Origin of the sequence: Corynebacterium otitidis ATCC 51513, from assembly GCF_000296405.1 — a bacterium.
Taxonomy (GTDB): Bacteria; Actinomycetota; Actinomycetes; order Mycobacteriales; family Mycobacteriaceae; genus Corynebacterium; species Corynebacterium otitidis.
The window spans coordinates 168283-183202 of sequence record NZ_JH815195.1; the positions used below are offsets into that span (position 1 = coordinate 168283).

Annotated in this window: 14 protein-coding genes; 6 read left to right on the forward strand and 8 right to left on the reverse strand. The window is 71.1% G+C overall.

What is annotated here, in order from left to right:
- Positions 1–6 precede the first annotated feature (6 nt).
- Positions 7–1176, reverse strand: coding sequence for a UDP-N-acetylmuramate dehydrogenase (locus tag HMPREF9719_RS08195; protein ID WP_004602002.1), 1170 nt, complete (start codon positions 1174–1176; stop codon positions 7–9).
- Here HMPREF9719_RS08195 and HMPREF9719_RS08200 point away from each other — a divergent pair.
- A complete protein-coding gene (locus tag HMPREF9719_RS08200) occupies positions 1175–2029 on the forward strand; it encodes an LmeA family phospholipid-binding protein (RefSeq protein ID WP_004601528.1) in 855 nt (284 codons plus the stop codon). The genes HMPREF9719_RS08195 and HMPREF9719_RS08200 overlap by 2 nt on opposite strands.
- Before the next feature lie 94 nt (positions 2030–2123).
- Here the strand turns inward: HMPREF9719_RS08200 and HMPREF9719_RS08205 are convergent, their stop codons facing one another.
- The 7 genes from HMPREF9719_RS08205 to lpdA form a co-directional block, all read right to left on the reverse strand.
- On the reverse strand, positions 2124–2432 hold the full coding sequence (locus HMPREF9719_RS08205) for a DUF2516 family protein (RefSeq protein WP_407636370.1): 309 nt from the start codon (positions 2430–2432) through the stop codon (positions 2124–2126).
- A 110-nt stretch (positions 2433–2542) separates the two neighbouring features.
- Positions 2543–3817: a DUF445 domain-containing protein gene (locus HMPREF9719_RS08210; protein WP_004601530.1), complete on the reverse strand. Its 1275-nt coding sequence runs from the start codon at positions 3815–3817 to the stop codon at positions 2543–2545.
- Positions 3818–4004: 187 nt separating this feature from the next.
- The gene (locus HMPREF9719_RS08215) at positions 4005–4391 is read right to left on the reverse strand and encodes a hypothetical protein (RefSeq protein ID WP_004601532.1); all 387 of its coding nucleotides are present in this window, start codon (positions 4389–4391) and stop codon (positions 4005–4007) included.
- A gap of 106 nt (positions 4392–4497) precedes the next feature.
- Complete coding sequence (locus HMPREF9719_RS08220) at positions 4498–5247, reverse strand: succinate dehydrogenase/fumarate reductase iron-sulfur subunit (protein WP_004601533.1); 750 nt, start codon at positions 5245–5247, stop codon at positions 4498–4500.
- The gene (locus tag HMPREF9719_RS08225) at positions 5247–7274 is read right to left on the reverse strand and encodes a fumarate reductase/succinate dehydrogenase flavoprotein subunit (RefSeq protein ID WP_004601534.1); all 2028 of its coding nucleotides are present in this window, start codon (positions 7272–7274) and stop codon (positions 5247–5249) included. The genes HMPREF9719_RS08220 and HMPREF9719_RS08225 overlap by 1 nt, the downstream gene beginning before the upstream one ends.
- Positions 7275–7353: 79 nt before the next feature.
- Positions 7354–8112 (reverse strand): succinate dehydrogenase cytochrome b subunit, encoded by a 759-nt coding sequence (locus tag HMPREF9719_RS08230; protein WP_004601535.1) that lies wholly within the window; start codon positions 8110–8112, stop codon positions 7354–7356.
- Positions 8113–8507: 395 nt separating this feature from the next.
- Entirely contained in the window at positions 8508–9920 is a 1413-nt protein-coding gene (lpdA, locus tag HMPREF9719_RS08235; RefSeq protein WP_004601536.1) for a dihydrolipoyl dehydrogenase, read from the reverse strand.
- Between the two features lie 210 nt (positions 9921–10130).
- Between lpdA and HMPREF9719_RS08240 the strand changes: the two genes are divergently transcribed.
- The 5 genes from HMPREF9719_RS08240 (at position 10131) to HMPREF9719_RS08260 (ending at position 14776) form a co-directional block, all read left to right on the forward strand.
- Positions 10131–11381: a hypothetical protein gene (locus tag HMPREF9719_RS08240; RefSeq protein WP_004601537.1), complete on the forward strand. Its 1251-nt coding sequence runs from the start codon at positions 10131–10133 to the stop codon at positions 11379–11381.
- Positions 11382–11425: 44 nt separating this feature from the next.
- Positions 11426–12298 carry a glycosyltransferase gene (locus HMPREF9719_RS08245; RefSeq protein WP_004601538.1) on the forward strand — a complete coding sequence of 291 codons (873 nt, stop codon included), beginning with the start codon at positions 11426–11428 and terminating at the stop codon, positions 12296–12298.
- Between the two features lie 9 nt (positions 12299–12307).
- Positions 12308–13033, forward strand: coding sequence for a glycosyltransferase family 2 protein (locus HMPREF9719_RS08250; RefSeq protein WP_004601539.1), 726 nt, complete (start codon positions 12308–12310; stop codon positions 13031–13033).
- Positions 13030–13452 carry a DUF2304 domain-containing protein gene (locus tag HMPREF9719_RS08255; RefSeq protein WP_004601540.1) on the forward strand — a complete coding sequence of 141 codons (423 nt, stop codon included), beginning with the start codon at positions 13030–13032 and terminating at the stop codon, positions 13450–13452. The genes HMPREF9719_RS08250 and HMPREF9719_RS08255 overlap by 4 nt, the downstream gene beginning before the upstream one ends.
- A gap of 64 nt (positions 13453–13516) precedes the next feature.
- Positions 13517–14776: a hypothetical protein gene (locus HMPREF9719_RS08260; RefSeq protein ID WP_004601541.1), complete on the forward strand. Its 1260-nt coding sequence runs from the start codon at positions 13517–13519 to the stop codon at positions 14774–14776.
- Positions 14777–14920: the final 144 nt, after the last annotated feature.

The window sequence follows — 14920 nt, forward strand, 5'->3', positions numbered from 1 at the left end:
GACGGCTTAGTCGTCGATCGAGCAGCCCACCCACAGCGGCTCCGGGTGGAGCGTCACCCCGAAGGCCGCGCGCACCCCGGCGCGGACCTCGCGGGCGAGCTCGGCGAGCTGCCCGGTCGTCGCGCCGCCGCGGTTGGTGAGCGCGAGCGTGTGCTTCGTCGAGAGCCGCACCGGCGCGCCCTCGCCCGGGTAGCCGCGGGGGAAGCCGGCGCGCTCGATGAGCCACGCCGCCGAGAGCTTCACCCCGCCGTCGACGTCGAAGGCCGGCATCGATGCGGTCTCCTCGTCGCCGAGGCGCTCGCGGGCCGCCGCGCGGACGGTCTCGGCCGCCTCGGGGCTCACGACGGGGTTGGTGAAGAACGAGCCGGCCGACCACGTGTCGCGGTCCTGATCGTCGAGCACCATGCCCTTGCCCGCGCGGAGCCTGAGGACGTGCTCGCGGACCTCGGGGGCGGGGAAGCGCTCGTCGGCGGCCTTCGCTCCGAGGCTCTTGGCCAGCGGCCCGAAGCGCAGCGGCGCAGACAGCCCCGAGGTGTCGAGCTGGAACTCCACCTCGAGGACGACGGCGCGGTGGGTGAACTTGATATTCGAGTAGCGGTAGCCGAGCTCGAGGGCGGGGACGGGCACCCAGCGCACCCGCCCGGTGTCGCGCTCGTAGAGCCGCACGCGGGTGAGAACGTCGGCGACCTCCGCGCCGTAGGCGCCGACGTTCTGCACCGGTGTCGCGCCCGCGGAGCCCGGCACCCCGGAGAGGCACTCGAGCCCGCCCAGTCCCGCCTCGACGGTGGCGTGGACGACCTCGTCCCACACGGCGCCGGCGCCGGCGCGCACGAGCCCGGTCTCGGCGTCGACGTCGACGTCGTCGTTGCCGGCGACGACGGCGACCTCCTCGCGGGGCCCATCGGCGACGACGAGGTTGGATCCCCCGCCCACGACGAGCAGCGGGATGCCCGCGTCATCGAGGCGGCGCACGGCCTCGACGAGCGCGTCGGCGCTGCGGGCGCGCACGGCGGCGCGGGGCGCCCCGCCGAGCCTTAGGGTCGTCAGGTCCGCGAACGTCTGGCCCTCTAGGGGCTCGAGGTTCTCGAGGTCGGGGAAGAGATCGTCGCTCACGACACCCAACGGTAGTCTGGCGGATAACCGGCAGGCGAGGGAAGGCGGAGGTTTAAGAGCCATGCGCACGTCTGTGAAGGTGCTTATCGGTGTGCTCGCGGTGGTCGCGGCGCTCGTCGCCGCGGAGTTCGGCGCGCGGGCCTACGCGGGCAGCCAGGTCGACAAGTTCTACCAGGGCCTCGCCGCCGCCGAGGACGCCGAGGAGCCCGGGAAGGCGGACGTCTCCTTCGGCGCCACGCCCCTGCTCCTCGCGGCGCTCACCGGCTCCGTCCCGGAGATCACCATGAGCACCCCGGACACCATGGTCGTCACCCGCGGCGACGGCCCCGCCCCGGAGGTCACCGGCATGCCCGCCACGAGCATCGACATGGAGGACGTCAGGCCCTTCGGCGGGCTCGAGATGGGCAAGGCGACGGTGCGCACCGAGATCGGCTCGGACGCGGCGCTGGGCATCGCGGAGAACGTCTTCAGCAGCGCGCTGCGCGGCGCGATCGAGGACGCCCTCCAGGACTTCGGCGGCCTCGCGGAGCTCAGCAGCCAGCTCGTCGAGCTCCTCGCCCAGCCCAGCGAGCTCACCACCGACCCGCAGGCCGGCACCATCGAGGTGGCCTTCGGCCCGGGCGCGCTGCGCGCGGTGCTCGACACCACGGGCGAGGACGTCATCTCCGTGCGGGACGTGCGCGCCATCGGCATCCCGCTGCCGGAGACGCTCCTCGACGACATCAACCAGGCCCTAGAGGAGGCGCTGGCACCCTACGTCGACCCGGGCCCGGGACACCTCGGGCTCACCGACATCGGGGTCACCGAGGGCGGCATCGAGGTCACCATCAGCGGCAGCGAGCTCACCGAGGACAGCTTCGCCGCGCTCATCGTCCCGCTCCTCAACGAGAGCGAGGAGCCCCCGGCCGCCTCCTAGGGCCGGGCGCCGGGCTCCTCGGCCGCGGGGACGCCGACGGGGCCGGGCGGTCTCCCGCCCGGCCCCGTTTTCTCTGTCTCTGCGGCGGCGCCGGCTACCAGCCGCTCGCGCCGCTGACGATCTCCTTGAGCTGCGGGCGCACGTCCCACCAGAAGACGCCGGTCGCGACGAGCGCGACCCACGGCAGGATTGGGATGATCTGGAGGATGAGCAGCACGAGCGCGCTGCCGCCCAGGATGAGCACCCAGTTGTGCTTGGGCAGCCGGTCGGCGACCTCGAAGGCGTCCTCACGGATCCGCGCCGCGCTGATCGCCCCGATGATGGCCGCGACCCCGACGAGAAAGTAGATCACCGCCGGGACGAGGTTGAGAAACGTCAGCACGTGCAGGGTCGTCGTCGTCACGAAGCCGGGCCGGTCCTCTCCACGAATGGTGCCGCCCGGCGCCGCGGTCATACCCGCGGCGCGAAGCGGCAGTTGACTGGTCTGTCCCGCCGGCCCGCGGGACGCGCGAGCTAGACGAGAATCTGGGTGACAGTATAAATCACCAGGCCAGCCAGGGCGCCGACGATGGTGCCGTTGAGCCTGATGAACTGCAGGTCCTTGCCGACTAAAAGTTCCATCTTGTCGGTGGCCTCCCGGGCGTCCCAGCCGCGGACCGTCTCGGAGATGATTCCGGTGAGCTGCGCGCCATAGCGCTCCGCGAGGTAGCGCACCGCCCCGGCGAGCCGCCGGTTCGCGGACTCGGAGAGCTCGCCGCCCTCGGCGAGCCGCCCGCCCAGCCGCGCGAGGTCATCCGCCAGGCGGCGGCGCAGCGGGGAGTCTCGCTCGGCGAGCGCCTCGTCGAGGGCCTCCCAGCCGAGCGCGAGGGCGTCGTCGAAGGCGTCGCGCACCGCCGCGCTCGAGAGCGCCTCGCGCTTCCACTCCTCGACCTTGACGATGGTCTCCGGGTCGCGCTGCAGGTCCCACGCGAGCTGCCGGATGCGGCGGCGCAGCTCGACGCGGGCGGGGTGCTCGGCGTTCGAGGCGACGTCGCCGAGCCAGCGCACCGCCTCCCGGTAGACGCGGTCGCCGACGAAGCCGTCGAGGAAGCGGGGCGCCCAAGAGGGGCGGCGCTCCTCGACGAGCGAGACGATCGTGTCCCTTGAGCCCCGGGCCTGGATGAGCGCCCAGTCGAGGAAGGCCTGGATGAGCGGCTCGGTCTTGCCGGCCTCGTGGAACTGCTCGAGCCCGCGGCCCAGCGGCGGCGCCCAGGTGGGCTCGGCGGCCTTGCGGCTCGCCAGCGCGAAGGCCGCCTCCCCGATGGCCTCCCGGTCGAGGGCCGCGAGCGCGCGCCGCGCGAGCGCCGCGATCGTGGCTGCGGCCTGCTCGGCGTGGGGGCGCTCCGCGAGCCAGCGGCCTGCCTCCCTCGGGAGCCCGGCAGCCTCGACCTTGTTGGTCACGAGGTCGGGTTTGAGGAAATTGTCCCGCACGAAGCCGGTGAGCGCGTCGCCGAGCTGGTCCTTCTTGCGCGGGATGAGCGCGGTGTGCGGGATGGGTAGGCCCAGCGGGCGGCGAAACAGCGCGGTGACGGCGAACCAGTCGGCGAGCCCGCCAACCATGCCGGCCTCCGCGGCCGCGGAGACATACCCCAGCCACGCGCCGCCGGCGCCGCGGGACTCGGCGACCTCGGCGGCGAGGTAGATGGCGGCGGCGACCGCGAGAAGCGCCGTGACGCCCGCCTTGTGGCGCTTAAGCTCCCGGCGCCGGCCCGCCTCGTTAGCGAGCCCCGGGGTGTCTCCTACAGCCACTGCAGCCCCAGGCGAATGAACTGAATCCCGGTGATCGCCGCGATGAGCGCGGTGCACACGATGATGATTTTCCTGCCCATGGCTCCCCCACCCTAGACGGCGCGGCGGCCCCGGAGACGGCCGCGCCCCGGCTCCCTCGTGGTGCGTGGAACCGGGGCGTGCGCGGTGCGCGCGGGGCGCTTGTGGCCTAGTTTAGCCGGCCGGTCTCGCGGCGGTACTTGAAGTAGTAGCGCCGCCCGAAGCGGATCGCGAGCGCCGCGGCCGCAACGAAGAACACGGTGCCGACGATGCCGATGGTAAGCAGCACCCCGAGGTTGAGGTCGCTCACGCCGGCGTTGTCGATGGTGGCCATGCCCCCGACCCACATGAGGGTTCCGAGGAACGGCGTGACCATGAGCGCGAGCCCCATGCCGATCCACGTCTCGGCGCGCAGCAGCGAGGAGTGCGGGGCCTCGTAGCTCACCGGGTCGTAGCCCTCGATGTAGCGCATCTGCCCGTCGTAGGCGGGAAAGGACTCGTTGCGGGTGTCGGCGACCTCTTCACGGGCCGCGGCCGTCGCCGGGGAGGTAGACATGGCGTGAACTCCGCTCGCTTTCTCGTTCTTTACGTGAGATCCGGCGCCCGCCCGCGCGGCCGGCCCCCTTGGGCCGCCGCGCTTTTTAGGCGCTCACGTGGCTATTCTAGTCGTCCTTGCCGCGCAGCGCGGCACGCGCCCGCTCCCTGGTCACCGCGGCGACCGCGGTGAGCGGGATGCCCGCCGGGCAGACGTCGGCGCACTCGCCGTAGAGCGAGCAGCTGCCGAAGTTCGTCTCGAGCTCGTCGACCATCTGGCGGGCGCGCTTGCCGCGCTCCTCCTGGCCGAGCGGCAGGTGCGCGAGGTGGGTGAGCTTCGCGCCGGTAAACAGGTGGGCCGCGCCGTTCGGGCAGGCCGCGACGCACGCGCCGCAGCCGATGCACGCCGCGTGGTCGAGCGCCGTCTCGGCGGCCTCGTGGTTGACGTGCAGGGTGTCCGCGTCGGGCGCGGTGCCCGCCATAATCGAGACGTAGCCGCCCTGCTGCATGACGCGGTCGAGCGCGGATCGGTCGACGACCATGTCCTTGACCACCGGGAACGCGTTCGAGCGCATCGGCTCGATCTCTAAGGTGTCGCCGTCCTTGTAGTTGAAGAGGCGCTGCTGGCAGGCGGGCGCGTTCTGCCCCGCGCCGTGCGGCCGGCCGTTGACCATGAGCCCGCACGTGCCGCAGATGCCCTCGCGGCAGTCGGACGCGAACGCGAAGGGCTCCTTGTTGTCCTCGATGAGCTTGTCGTTGATGTGATCGAGCAGCTCGAGGATGGACATCTGCTCCTCGGCGTCGTCGACGTCGATGCCCTCGAAGTGGCCCTCGCGGGTCGGGCCAGCCTGACGCCAGATCTCAAGATGCAGCTTCATTACTTGTAGTTCCTTGTCATCAGCGGGATCGAATCGAAGTACAGGGGCTCGGCGTGGCGCACGAACCGGTTCTCGCCGTCGGGCTCCCACGCGGAGACGAAGCACCAGTTCTCGTCGTCGCGCTCCGCCTCGCCGTCCTCGGAGAGGTGGTCCTCGCGGTAGTGCGCGCCGCACGACTCGTCGCGGTCGAGCGCGTCGACGCACATGAGCTCCGCGAGGTTCAAGTAGTCCTCCACGCGGATGGCGCGCTCGAGGACCTGGTTCATGTCGTCGGCGTCGCCGGGGATGCGCACGTTCTCCTTGAAGTCGGCGCGCAGCTTCCGGATCTTCTCGATGCCCTCGGCCAAGTCGTCGACGTTGCGGGCGACGCCGCAGTGCCGGTAGAGGATGTCGCCGAGCTGCCGGTGGTAGTACTCCGGCCCGTGCGGGTCGGGGCCCTCGTTGCCGATGAGCCGGGCGATCTTCTCCTCGGAGCGCTTCAGCGCCTCGCCGACGGCCGGGTCGTCCTCGTCGATGAGCTCCTCGTTGAGGTGCCCGGCGAGGTAGTTGGGCACCGTGAACGGGAGGGTGAACCAGCCGTCCACCGACGCCGAGAGCAGCGAGTTCGCGCCCAACCGGTTGGCGCCGTGGTAGGTCCACGAGCACTCGCCGGCGGCGAACAGGCCGTCGATCGAGGTCATCTCGTTGAAGTCGGTCCACAGCCCGCCCATGGTGAAGTGCACCGTCGGCGCGATGCGCATCGGGGTTTCGTGCGGGTCCTCGCCGATGGCGTCCTGATACATCTTGAACAGGTTGGAGTAGCGCTCGTCGACGGTGTCGCGGCCGAGGTTCTCCAGCGCGTCGCGGAAGTCGAGGTAGGCCGAGTTGCGCTTCGGGCCCGCCCCGTAGCCGGCGTTGATCTGCTGGGAGATCGCGCGCGAGGCGACGTCGCGCGGCACGAGGTTTCCGAACGCCGGGTAGCGGCGCTCGAGGAAGTAGTCGCGCTCGTCCTCCGGGATGGAGTTCGGCTCGCGGTCGTCGTCCTTGTCCTTCGGCAGCCAGATGCGCCCGTCGTTGCGCAGCGACTCCGACATGAGGATCGTCTTCGACTGCCAGTCCGAGTTCACAGGCAGGCCCGTCGGGTGGAACTGCACGAACGCCGGGGACGCGAGGTAGGCGCCGCGCTCGTAGGCGCGCATCATGCCCGAGGCGTTGGAGTTAATCGCCAGCGTCGTCATCCCGTAGACGTTGCCGTAGCCGCCGGTGGCCAGCACGACCGCGTGGCCGCGGAAGGCGTTGAGCTCGCCGGTGATGAGGTTGCGGGTGACGATGCCGCGCACGCGCTTCGCGGCGTTGCCGTCGGCGTCCTCCTCCTCGGTGACGATGAGGTCCTGGAGGTCGTTGTGGGTGAAGATCTCCACCGAGCCGAGGTGGATCTGGCGCTGCAGCGCCGACGCGGTGGAGAGCTGCAGCTGCTGGCCCGTCTGGCCGCGGGTGTAGTACGTGCGGGAGACCTGCACGCCGCCGAAGGAGCGGGTCGCGAGCGTGCCGCCGTACTCGCGGGCGAACGGCGCGCCGATGGCGTTCATGTGGTCGATGACGCGCACCGACTCGTACGCCAGGCGCCAACAATCCGACTCGCGGCAGCGGTAGTCGCCGCCCTTGACGGTGTCCTTGGTGTGGCGGTAGGCGCTGTCGTTGTCGACCTTCTTGCCGCGGGCGGAGTTCACGCCGCCCTGCGCGGCGATGGAGTGCGCGCGCCGAGGCGCGTCGTGGTAGGTGAAGACCTTGACGTTGTAGCCCAGCTCGCCGAGAGCGGCGGCGGCCGCCCCGCCCGAGAGCCCCGTGCCCACGACGAGCACGGTGAACTTGCGGCGGTTCAGCGGGGAGACCAGCTCCATGTGGTCCTTCTGGTGCTGCCACATCTCGCGCATGGGGACCCCGTGGGGCTCGTGGCTATCGAGAACGGAGCCGACGCTCACGCCCTCGACGCTCGACTGCGGGGCGGTGAAGCTCTCCCTGGGGTGGCTGGAAGTCTCAGTACTCAATGCTTGTCATCCTTTGCTTAGCGACGCGGCGGGGTGGTCGGGGCCGGACCCGCCGCTAAAACGGCGGCGGGCGGCCCGGCTAGTCGAGCAGGCCGGTGGCGATCGCCAGCGGCATGAGGATATTTCCGACCATGACCACGGCGGGGACGAGGTAGGCCACGACGGAGAGCACCGCGCGCCAGCGCTTGCCGGTGATGCCGAGGTCGCTCACCGCGAGCCAGATGCCGTGCGAGAGGTGGAGGAAGAGCACGAGCATGCTCAGCACGTAGAAGATCGTCACGGGCCAGCGGCTGAAGCTCGCGATCATGTTGGCGTAGACCTCGCCGTGCTCGAACACGTCGGTCGCGGCCGGCGGCACCCCGAGGGTGAGGTCGAGGATGTGGAAGATGATGAAGAGCAGGAGCACCACGCCGGTGACCATCATCGTGCGCGCCGCGAACGAGTGGTGGCCACCCATGAGGTTGGTGCGCTTGAACTTGCCGCGGGAGTGCCGCGAGCGGCCGCGCAGCGCGATCGCCCCGTAGATGTGGATGACGAGGCTCGCGAGCAGCACGAGGCGGGCGATCCACAGGAGCCCCTCGCGGGGCAAAAGCGGCTCGCCGACGGTGCGCAGGAACTCGCCGTAGACGTCGATGTCGGCTTCGCCAGCGCCGCCGTCGCCGTTGAAGACCTTCAGGTTCCCGGCCATGTGCACGAGCACGAAGCCCCCGAAGATGAGGCCCGTGATCGCCATCGCCAGCTTGAGCGCCCACGACGGGATCCGTGGCTTGTCGCGCAGCGGCTCCTCGGTGATCTTGCCGTGGCGGAGCGCCTCGGCGTTCACGTCTCTAACAGTCATCGCACCTCCAGTAGTTGGTGCCTAACTGTATTCCCGCCCCGCGAGGCCTCCTATTTGCCGGCCGCGCCACAGGCCCGTGACCGGCCCGAACCGCCCACATATGGCCAGCCTGACCTGGGTTTTCCGGCTCTCTTTACGCGCCTTGCCAGGCGCTACGCAGCGCCTCCGCGCGCCCGCCGGCGGCCCGCGACCAAATGTGTGATGCGACACGTATTGCGCGAACCGTAAGCCCACTCGCCCCGAACGGCGTCATTCTTTCGGTGGTGGCGGAGGCGCCCCCTCGGCCGGCCGTTTCGGGGGCGGCCCGGGCAGCGAAAAGCCGGGCCCGGCGCGCCGTCGCGCCGGACCCGGCCGTCGCCTTACGCTCCCCCGCCCGGGGGAAGCTGGGCCTCGACCTAGAGGTTGGTCATGTGGCCCTCAATGCCCTCGGCGGCCTCCTTGATGGCCTCGGAGAGCGTCGGGTGGATGTGAACGTTGCGCCCGATCTCGGTGGCGGTGAGATCGTAGCGCTGCGCGAGCGTGAGCTCGGCGAGCATCTCCGAGACGTTGGAGCCCACGAGGTGCCCGCCGAGGAGCTCGCCGAACTCCTCGTCGGCGACGAGCTTCGCGAAGCCGGCGGTCTCGTTGAGGCCGGCGGCCTTGCCGTTCGCGGAGAACGGGAAGCTCGCGGTCTTGATCTTGCGGTCCGGCCACTTCTCCTTCGCGGCGGCCTCGGTGTAGCCGAAGGACGCGACCTGCGGGTTGCAGAACGTCGCGCGCGGCATCATCTGGTAGTCGCCGAGCGGCTCGGTCTCGGCGCCCGCGATGACCTCGGCGGCGTGGACGCCCTGGGTCTCCGCGACGTGCGCGAGCTGGAGCTTCGCGGTGACGTCGCCGATCGCGAAGATGTGCTCGACGTTGGTGCGCAGGTCGTCGTCGACGTCGATGGCGCCGCGCTCGGTGAGCTTCACGCCGGTCTTGTCGAGCCCGAAGCCCTCGGTGCGCGGGGCGAAGCCCACGGAGATCATCGCGCGGTCGACGGTGAGCGTGTCCTTCTTGTCGCCGTCCTTCTGCTCGACGTCGACCTCGACAGAGTCGCCGTTGTCGCGGATGGCGGTGGTCTTGTAGCCGGTGAGGAGCTTGACGCCGAGCTTCTTGTACTCGCGCTTGATCGCCTTGGAGACCTCCTCGTCCTCGTTGGGCAGCACCCGGTCGAGGAACTCGACGATGGTCACCTTCACGCCGTAGTTCGCGAGCACGTAGGCGAACTCCACGCCGATGGCGCCGGCGCCGACGATGACGATGGACTCCGGCAGCTCGTCGTTAAGGATCTGCTCCTCGTAGGAGACGACGTTGTCGCTGAACTCGATGCCCGGCAGGGTCTTGACCACCGAGCCGGTCGCGATGATCGCGTTGTCGAACGTGAGGGTCGTGCCCTCGTCGTCGCCCTCGACGATCTCGATGGTGTGGTCGTCGGTGAACTCACCGCGGCCGTTGACCTCGGTGATGTCGTTCTTCTTCATGAGGAAGTGAACGCCCTTGACGATGCCCTCGGAGACCTTCCGGGAGCGCTTGTGCGCCACGCCGAAGTCGAGCGACACGTCGCCGGAGAGGCCGAAGGTCTTCGCCTCCTTGGTCACCGTGTGGGCGACCTCGGCGTTCTTGATGAGCGACTTCGAGGGGATGCACCCGACGTTGAGACAGACACCTCCCCAGTACTTCTTCTCCACCACAGCGACCTTCTTGCCGAGCTGGGCGGCGCGGATGGCGGCGACGTACCCACCGGGGCCGGCGCCGAGAATTACGAGATCAAAATGCTGCTCAGTCACGCCCTCCAGGATACGTGCGCCGCGCGGGGTTGTCCGCCCCCAATTTCCGTGTCCTCGGCCATATTCAAGACCCCCGTCCCCGCGCCCCGCCCGGAACCTCAGCCCGGGGGCGCTACAATCCCCATTTCCGAGGCCGGTCGAAAAATAATCGGCCAGATAAACGACGCCGCGGCCCGCCGGCCGCGCTCAGCAGGGAAGGGACGTGGCCGCATGCGCGCGCTCACCGCCGCGACGATCGCGGCCGGGCTCTCCGGCTTCGTCGTCCTCATGATCGCGTCCCGGGGGCTGAGCGGCGAGGAGTTCGCGGAGTTTCAGGCGTTCTGGGGCCTGTTCTTCGCGCTGGCGGGCGTCCTCGACGGGATCACGCAGGAGACGACCCGCTCGGTGGCCGCCGCGTGCGCCGTCACAGCAGAAACCGGCGTGGAGGGAAACCCCGGGCGACCCGGCGCGCCGTGGCGGCTCGCCGGCGCGGCGGCGGCGGTCGCGGCTCTCGGCGCCGCCCTCCTGGGGCCGCTGTGGGCTCCGCTGCTTCTCGACGACAATCGCGGCACAGCGGTGGGGCTCCTCGCCGCCGGGCTGGGGCTCTACGCCTACCAGGCCGCGCTGAGCGGGGTGCTCTCCGGGCTAGGCCGGTGGCGGCGCTACGCGGGGCTCGTCGCCCTGGACGCCGCGCTGCGCGTCATTGCCGCGCTCGGCGGGTTGGCCGCGGGGCTCGGGCTCGTGCCTTTCCTCATCGCGACCGTCGTCGGCGCGCTCGCCTGGGTCGTGGTGCTCGCCGCGGGGGAGACCCGCGGGCCGCTCCGTGTCGTCTGCGACGTTCCGCTCGACAGGCTCGCGCGACGCTCCGGCGCGGCGATGCTGGCCACCGGTTCGTCCGCGGCGATGATCACCGGCTTTCCGGTGTTCATCAAGGCCACCGAGGACACAGCCCAGGAGCCGCTCGCCGCGGGGCTCACGGTGCCAGCGGTACTGCTGGCGGTCTCGTTGACACGCGCACCGATCCTCATGCCGCTCCAGCGGCTCCAGTCGGCGCTCGTCGTGTGGTTCGTCGAACGCCGCCGCTCCCCGGGCCGCGCGCTCGCCCTCCCGGTCGGCGCGACGCTCGCCGCCGGCGCGGTGGGTGCCGCCCTGGCGTGGCTCATCGGCCCGTGGCTGCTCGAGGTTTTCTTCGCCCAGCAGGCCCCGGGCGTCGTGCTCGCGGCGCTGACGTTCGCCGGAGCGTTCACCAGCACGCTCATGATCACCGGCTGCGCGGCGCTCGCCGCGGAGCGCCACTCCTTCTATGTCGGGGGATGGGCGCTCTCCAGTGCGGTAGGATTCGGCGTGCTCGCGCTGCCGCTGCCGCTCGACCTCGGCGTGTGTCTCGCGCTCATCGCCGGGCCGCTGAGCGGGATGGCGCTCCACGGCGTGGCGCTCGCCCGCATGCGCCCCGCCCCCGACGCGGCGCGCCCCGCGGCCTAGGCCGCCCGATTCCACCCGACCAACGATGTAGTTAAGGAGCCGCCGTGCCCAGCCTCGCCGCCCTGGTGACCTGCTACCGAGGGACCAATGCCCCGGAGCTTCGTGGTGCGCTCGAGTCGCTGGCTCGCCAAACGCGTCCCGCCGACCGGATCCTCGTCATCGAGGACGGCCCTGTCTCCGGAGAGGTTCGCGAGGTCGTCGACGAGTTCCTTGCCGAACACTCCGAGGCGACCCGCGTCGCGCTGTCAGAGAATCGTGGCTTGGGACTTGCGCTGCGTGCCGGCCACGAGGCGGCCGGCACCGAGTTCGTCGCAAACCTCGACTCCGACGACCTCGCCGAGCCGGAACGCTTCGAGCGGCAACTCGCGTACTTCGCCGACCACCCAGAGCTCGACGTCGTCGGCACCGCGGTCCAGGAATTCGACGGCGACCGACTGCCCACCGGAGCGGAGTCCGACCCGGAGGCGCTCCACCGCGTCGCCGGCCAGGTCCGGCGCCTCCCGGAGAGCCACGAGGCCATCGCCCGCTACGCGCGCATCAACTCGCCGGTCAACCACCCCTCGGTCATGGTGCGCGCCGCCGCGGTCGCGGCCGCTGGCGGCTATCGGGATGTCCCGCTCCTCGAGGATTACGACCTGTGGGTCCGGATGATCGCCCGCGGCAGCCGATTCGCTAATCTCCCCGAGCCGCTCACCTGGCTGCGGGTGAGCGACTCCCAGTTTCAGCGCCGCACCGGGAAAAAAGTGCGGGCCTCCGAGCGGGCGCTCCAGAACACCCTCGTCGAGCTCGGCCTGGTGTCCCGACCTCGGGCGATCCTCAATCTCGCGCTGCGCGACGGCTACCGAATGCTGCCCGAGGCGGCGCTGCGGCGGGCCTACGGACTCTTATTCCACCGGCGCGACCCGAGGGACGTATAATTTTTCACCGTGACCGAGCGCACCACCCCGGCGCGACCGGGCGACACATACGCCGACACCTGGCTCATCGTTCCCTGCTTTAACGAGGACGCCGTCGTTGGCGACGTCATCGCCCAGGCCCGCCAGACGTTCCCGAACATCGTCGCCGTCGACGACGGCTCGAGCGACGACTCAGCCGACCGCGCCCGCAAGGCCGGCGCCCACCTCGTCCGCCACCCGGTGAACCTCGGCCAGGGCGCAGCCCTGCAGACTGGCGTCGAGTACGCGCGCGCCCAGGACGGCGCCCGCCGGTTCGTCACGTATGACGCGGACGGCCAGCACCAGGTCAAGGACGTGGAAAGGATGCTCGGCCGCCTCGAGGACGAGGACATCGACATCATCATCGGCACCCGCTTCGGCGACGGCCACACCGAGCCGACCCAGGTTCCGCTGCTCAAGCGGATCGTGCTGCGCACCGTGGTGGCGCTCTCCCCGCGGACGCGGCGCCTGGGGCTGAGCGACGCGCACAACGGGCTGCGCGTCTTCAACGCCAAGGTCGCCGGCGAGCTCAACCTGCGGATGAACGGCATGTCGCACGCCTCGGAGTTCGTGCGGCTCATAGACAAGAACGGCTGGCGCGTCGCCGAGGAGCCCGTCGACATCCTCTACACCGACTACTCCCGCTCCAAGGGCCAGTCGCTCTTCAACGGGGTGAACATCATCTCCGACGAGATCATCGCGGGGAGGCTCTCATGACCAACGCTATCCAGGCATTACTCCTTGTCGCGGCGGTCGCGCTCGCCGTGTTCTTCCTCCTCAACCGGCGCAAGGCCCGCGCCAAGGCGTGGGTGAAGATCCTCTTCGGGTTCTTCATCATCGTCATCTTCTGGTGCGTGCTGCGCCCCGACGACCTCACCGTCGTCGCCAACTTCCTCGGCGTCTCCCGGGGCACGGACCTCCTGCTCTACGCCCTGGCGATCGCCTTTATGTTCACGACGGTCTCGACGTGGATCAGGTTCCGGGAGAACGAGCTGCGCTACGCGCGGCTGGCGCGGGCCGTGGCCCTACAAAACGCGCTCCGCCCGGGCGAGGAGCCGCGCGTCCCGGGTGCTCCCCATCCCGAGCTCGGAAACGGTCGCGGGGAATCCGTGACCGATTCCGGTTCCTCGACCTAAGCTTCACCAAACAGCACCTGCGCCCCGCCAGACGCCGCCGCGACCATCGGGAAGGAACACCAGAGTGAGTTTTCAGCCCTACCCGCTCCTGCCGAGCGCCGCGTTCGGCGGCGCGACCGTCGCCATCGAGGGCGCGGCCCAGGGCGCGCTGTTCGACCTCCTCGACGCCGCCGCCCCCGGCCTGGAGGGCCCGGGCGGCCCTAGCCAGGCGGCCGTCACGCTCGTGCCGGACCCGGCGAGCGGCGGGCTCAAGGTGTTCCACGGCCGATCGAAGCTCGGCCAGCTGCCCGCCTCGCTGCGCGAGGCCTACCCGCAGCTCGACACGCTCACCGGCCAGCAGCTGCGCCCCCAGGCGCGCGCTCTTATCTCGCTGACGCCGGGGCGCGGCACGATCCGCGGGGAGCTCGCGCTGCCGCGGCCCTCGTTCGTCATCCCCGCGACCCCGCCGCCGGCGGAGCCGTGGGCGCTGCTCCCCGAGGGCCCGGCCCGGGAGGTCGACACCGCAACCGGCGACGCCGCCGAGCTCGAGCCGGGCCGGCAATACCTCGCCAGGGTCACCGTCATCGACGGCATCGCGGTGCTCGCCGCCGGGGAGGGCTCCCTCGGCTCGCTCGGCCCGGAGGACTCCGCGGACGTCCGCGACATCGTCTCCCACTACGAGGCTCTCGACCTCGTGGCCGTCGGCCGGGCGGTGACCAACTCCGAGGGGCGGCTCTTCCTCTTCGCCGCGGCGACGATCGACCTCGACCCCTCGGCGCTCGAGCCGCCGATCAGCCCCCTGCCCGACGCCCGGCCCGCGGCCGGGGACGAGGAGCAGGCCGACTCCCCCGACCTGGCGGAGCTCCCCGACGGGAACTGGAAGCTCACCCTGGTCGGCGAGGACGTCTCCGAGGGGATCGCCACCACCGAGACCGGCCGGCTGCGCGCGATCACCTCCCCGGTGCGCTACGCCTTGAACCCCGACGGCACGACCGTGCTCGAGGCGGGCCGCCGCACCGGCGGCGAGCCCGAGCGACCCGAGGCCGAGACCGCCCAGTTCGACGAGGGGCTCGTGCCCGCCGAGGAGGAGCCTAAGGCGGCGCCCGAAGCTTCCGGCGAGGAGCGCCCGAGGCGGAGCCCCGGCTGGATCGCCGCGCTCGTCTTCGGCATCGTCGCGCTCGTCGCGGGCGCGGGCCTGGCGATCGCCCGCGCCGTCGACCCCGAGCCGCTCGCCGAGCTCGGGGTGCCCGGCTGGATCGACATCGCGGTGCTCGCCGCGGGCACGGCGCTCACCGTGCTCGCCGCGGTGATCCTCGCCCGCGAGAACCCCTCCGGCGGCCGCTAGGGCCCAGCGCCCAGAATCCGCCCGGGGCCGCCCTGCCGGCCTCGGGCGGGTGAGCGTGCCGTAAGCTTTCCCAACGATGGACACCTCGAACACCCCGGAGCCGCGCCCCGGGCGGCCCCGCGGCCGCCGGCGGCGGGCGCGCCG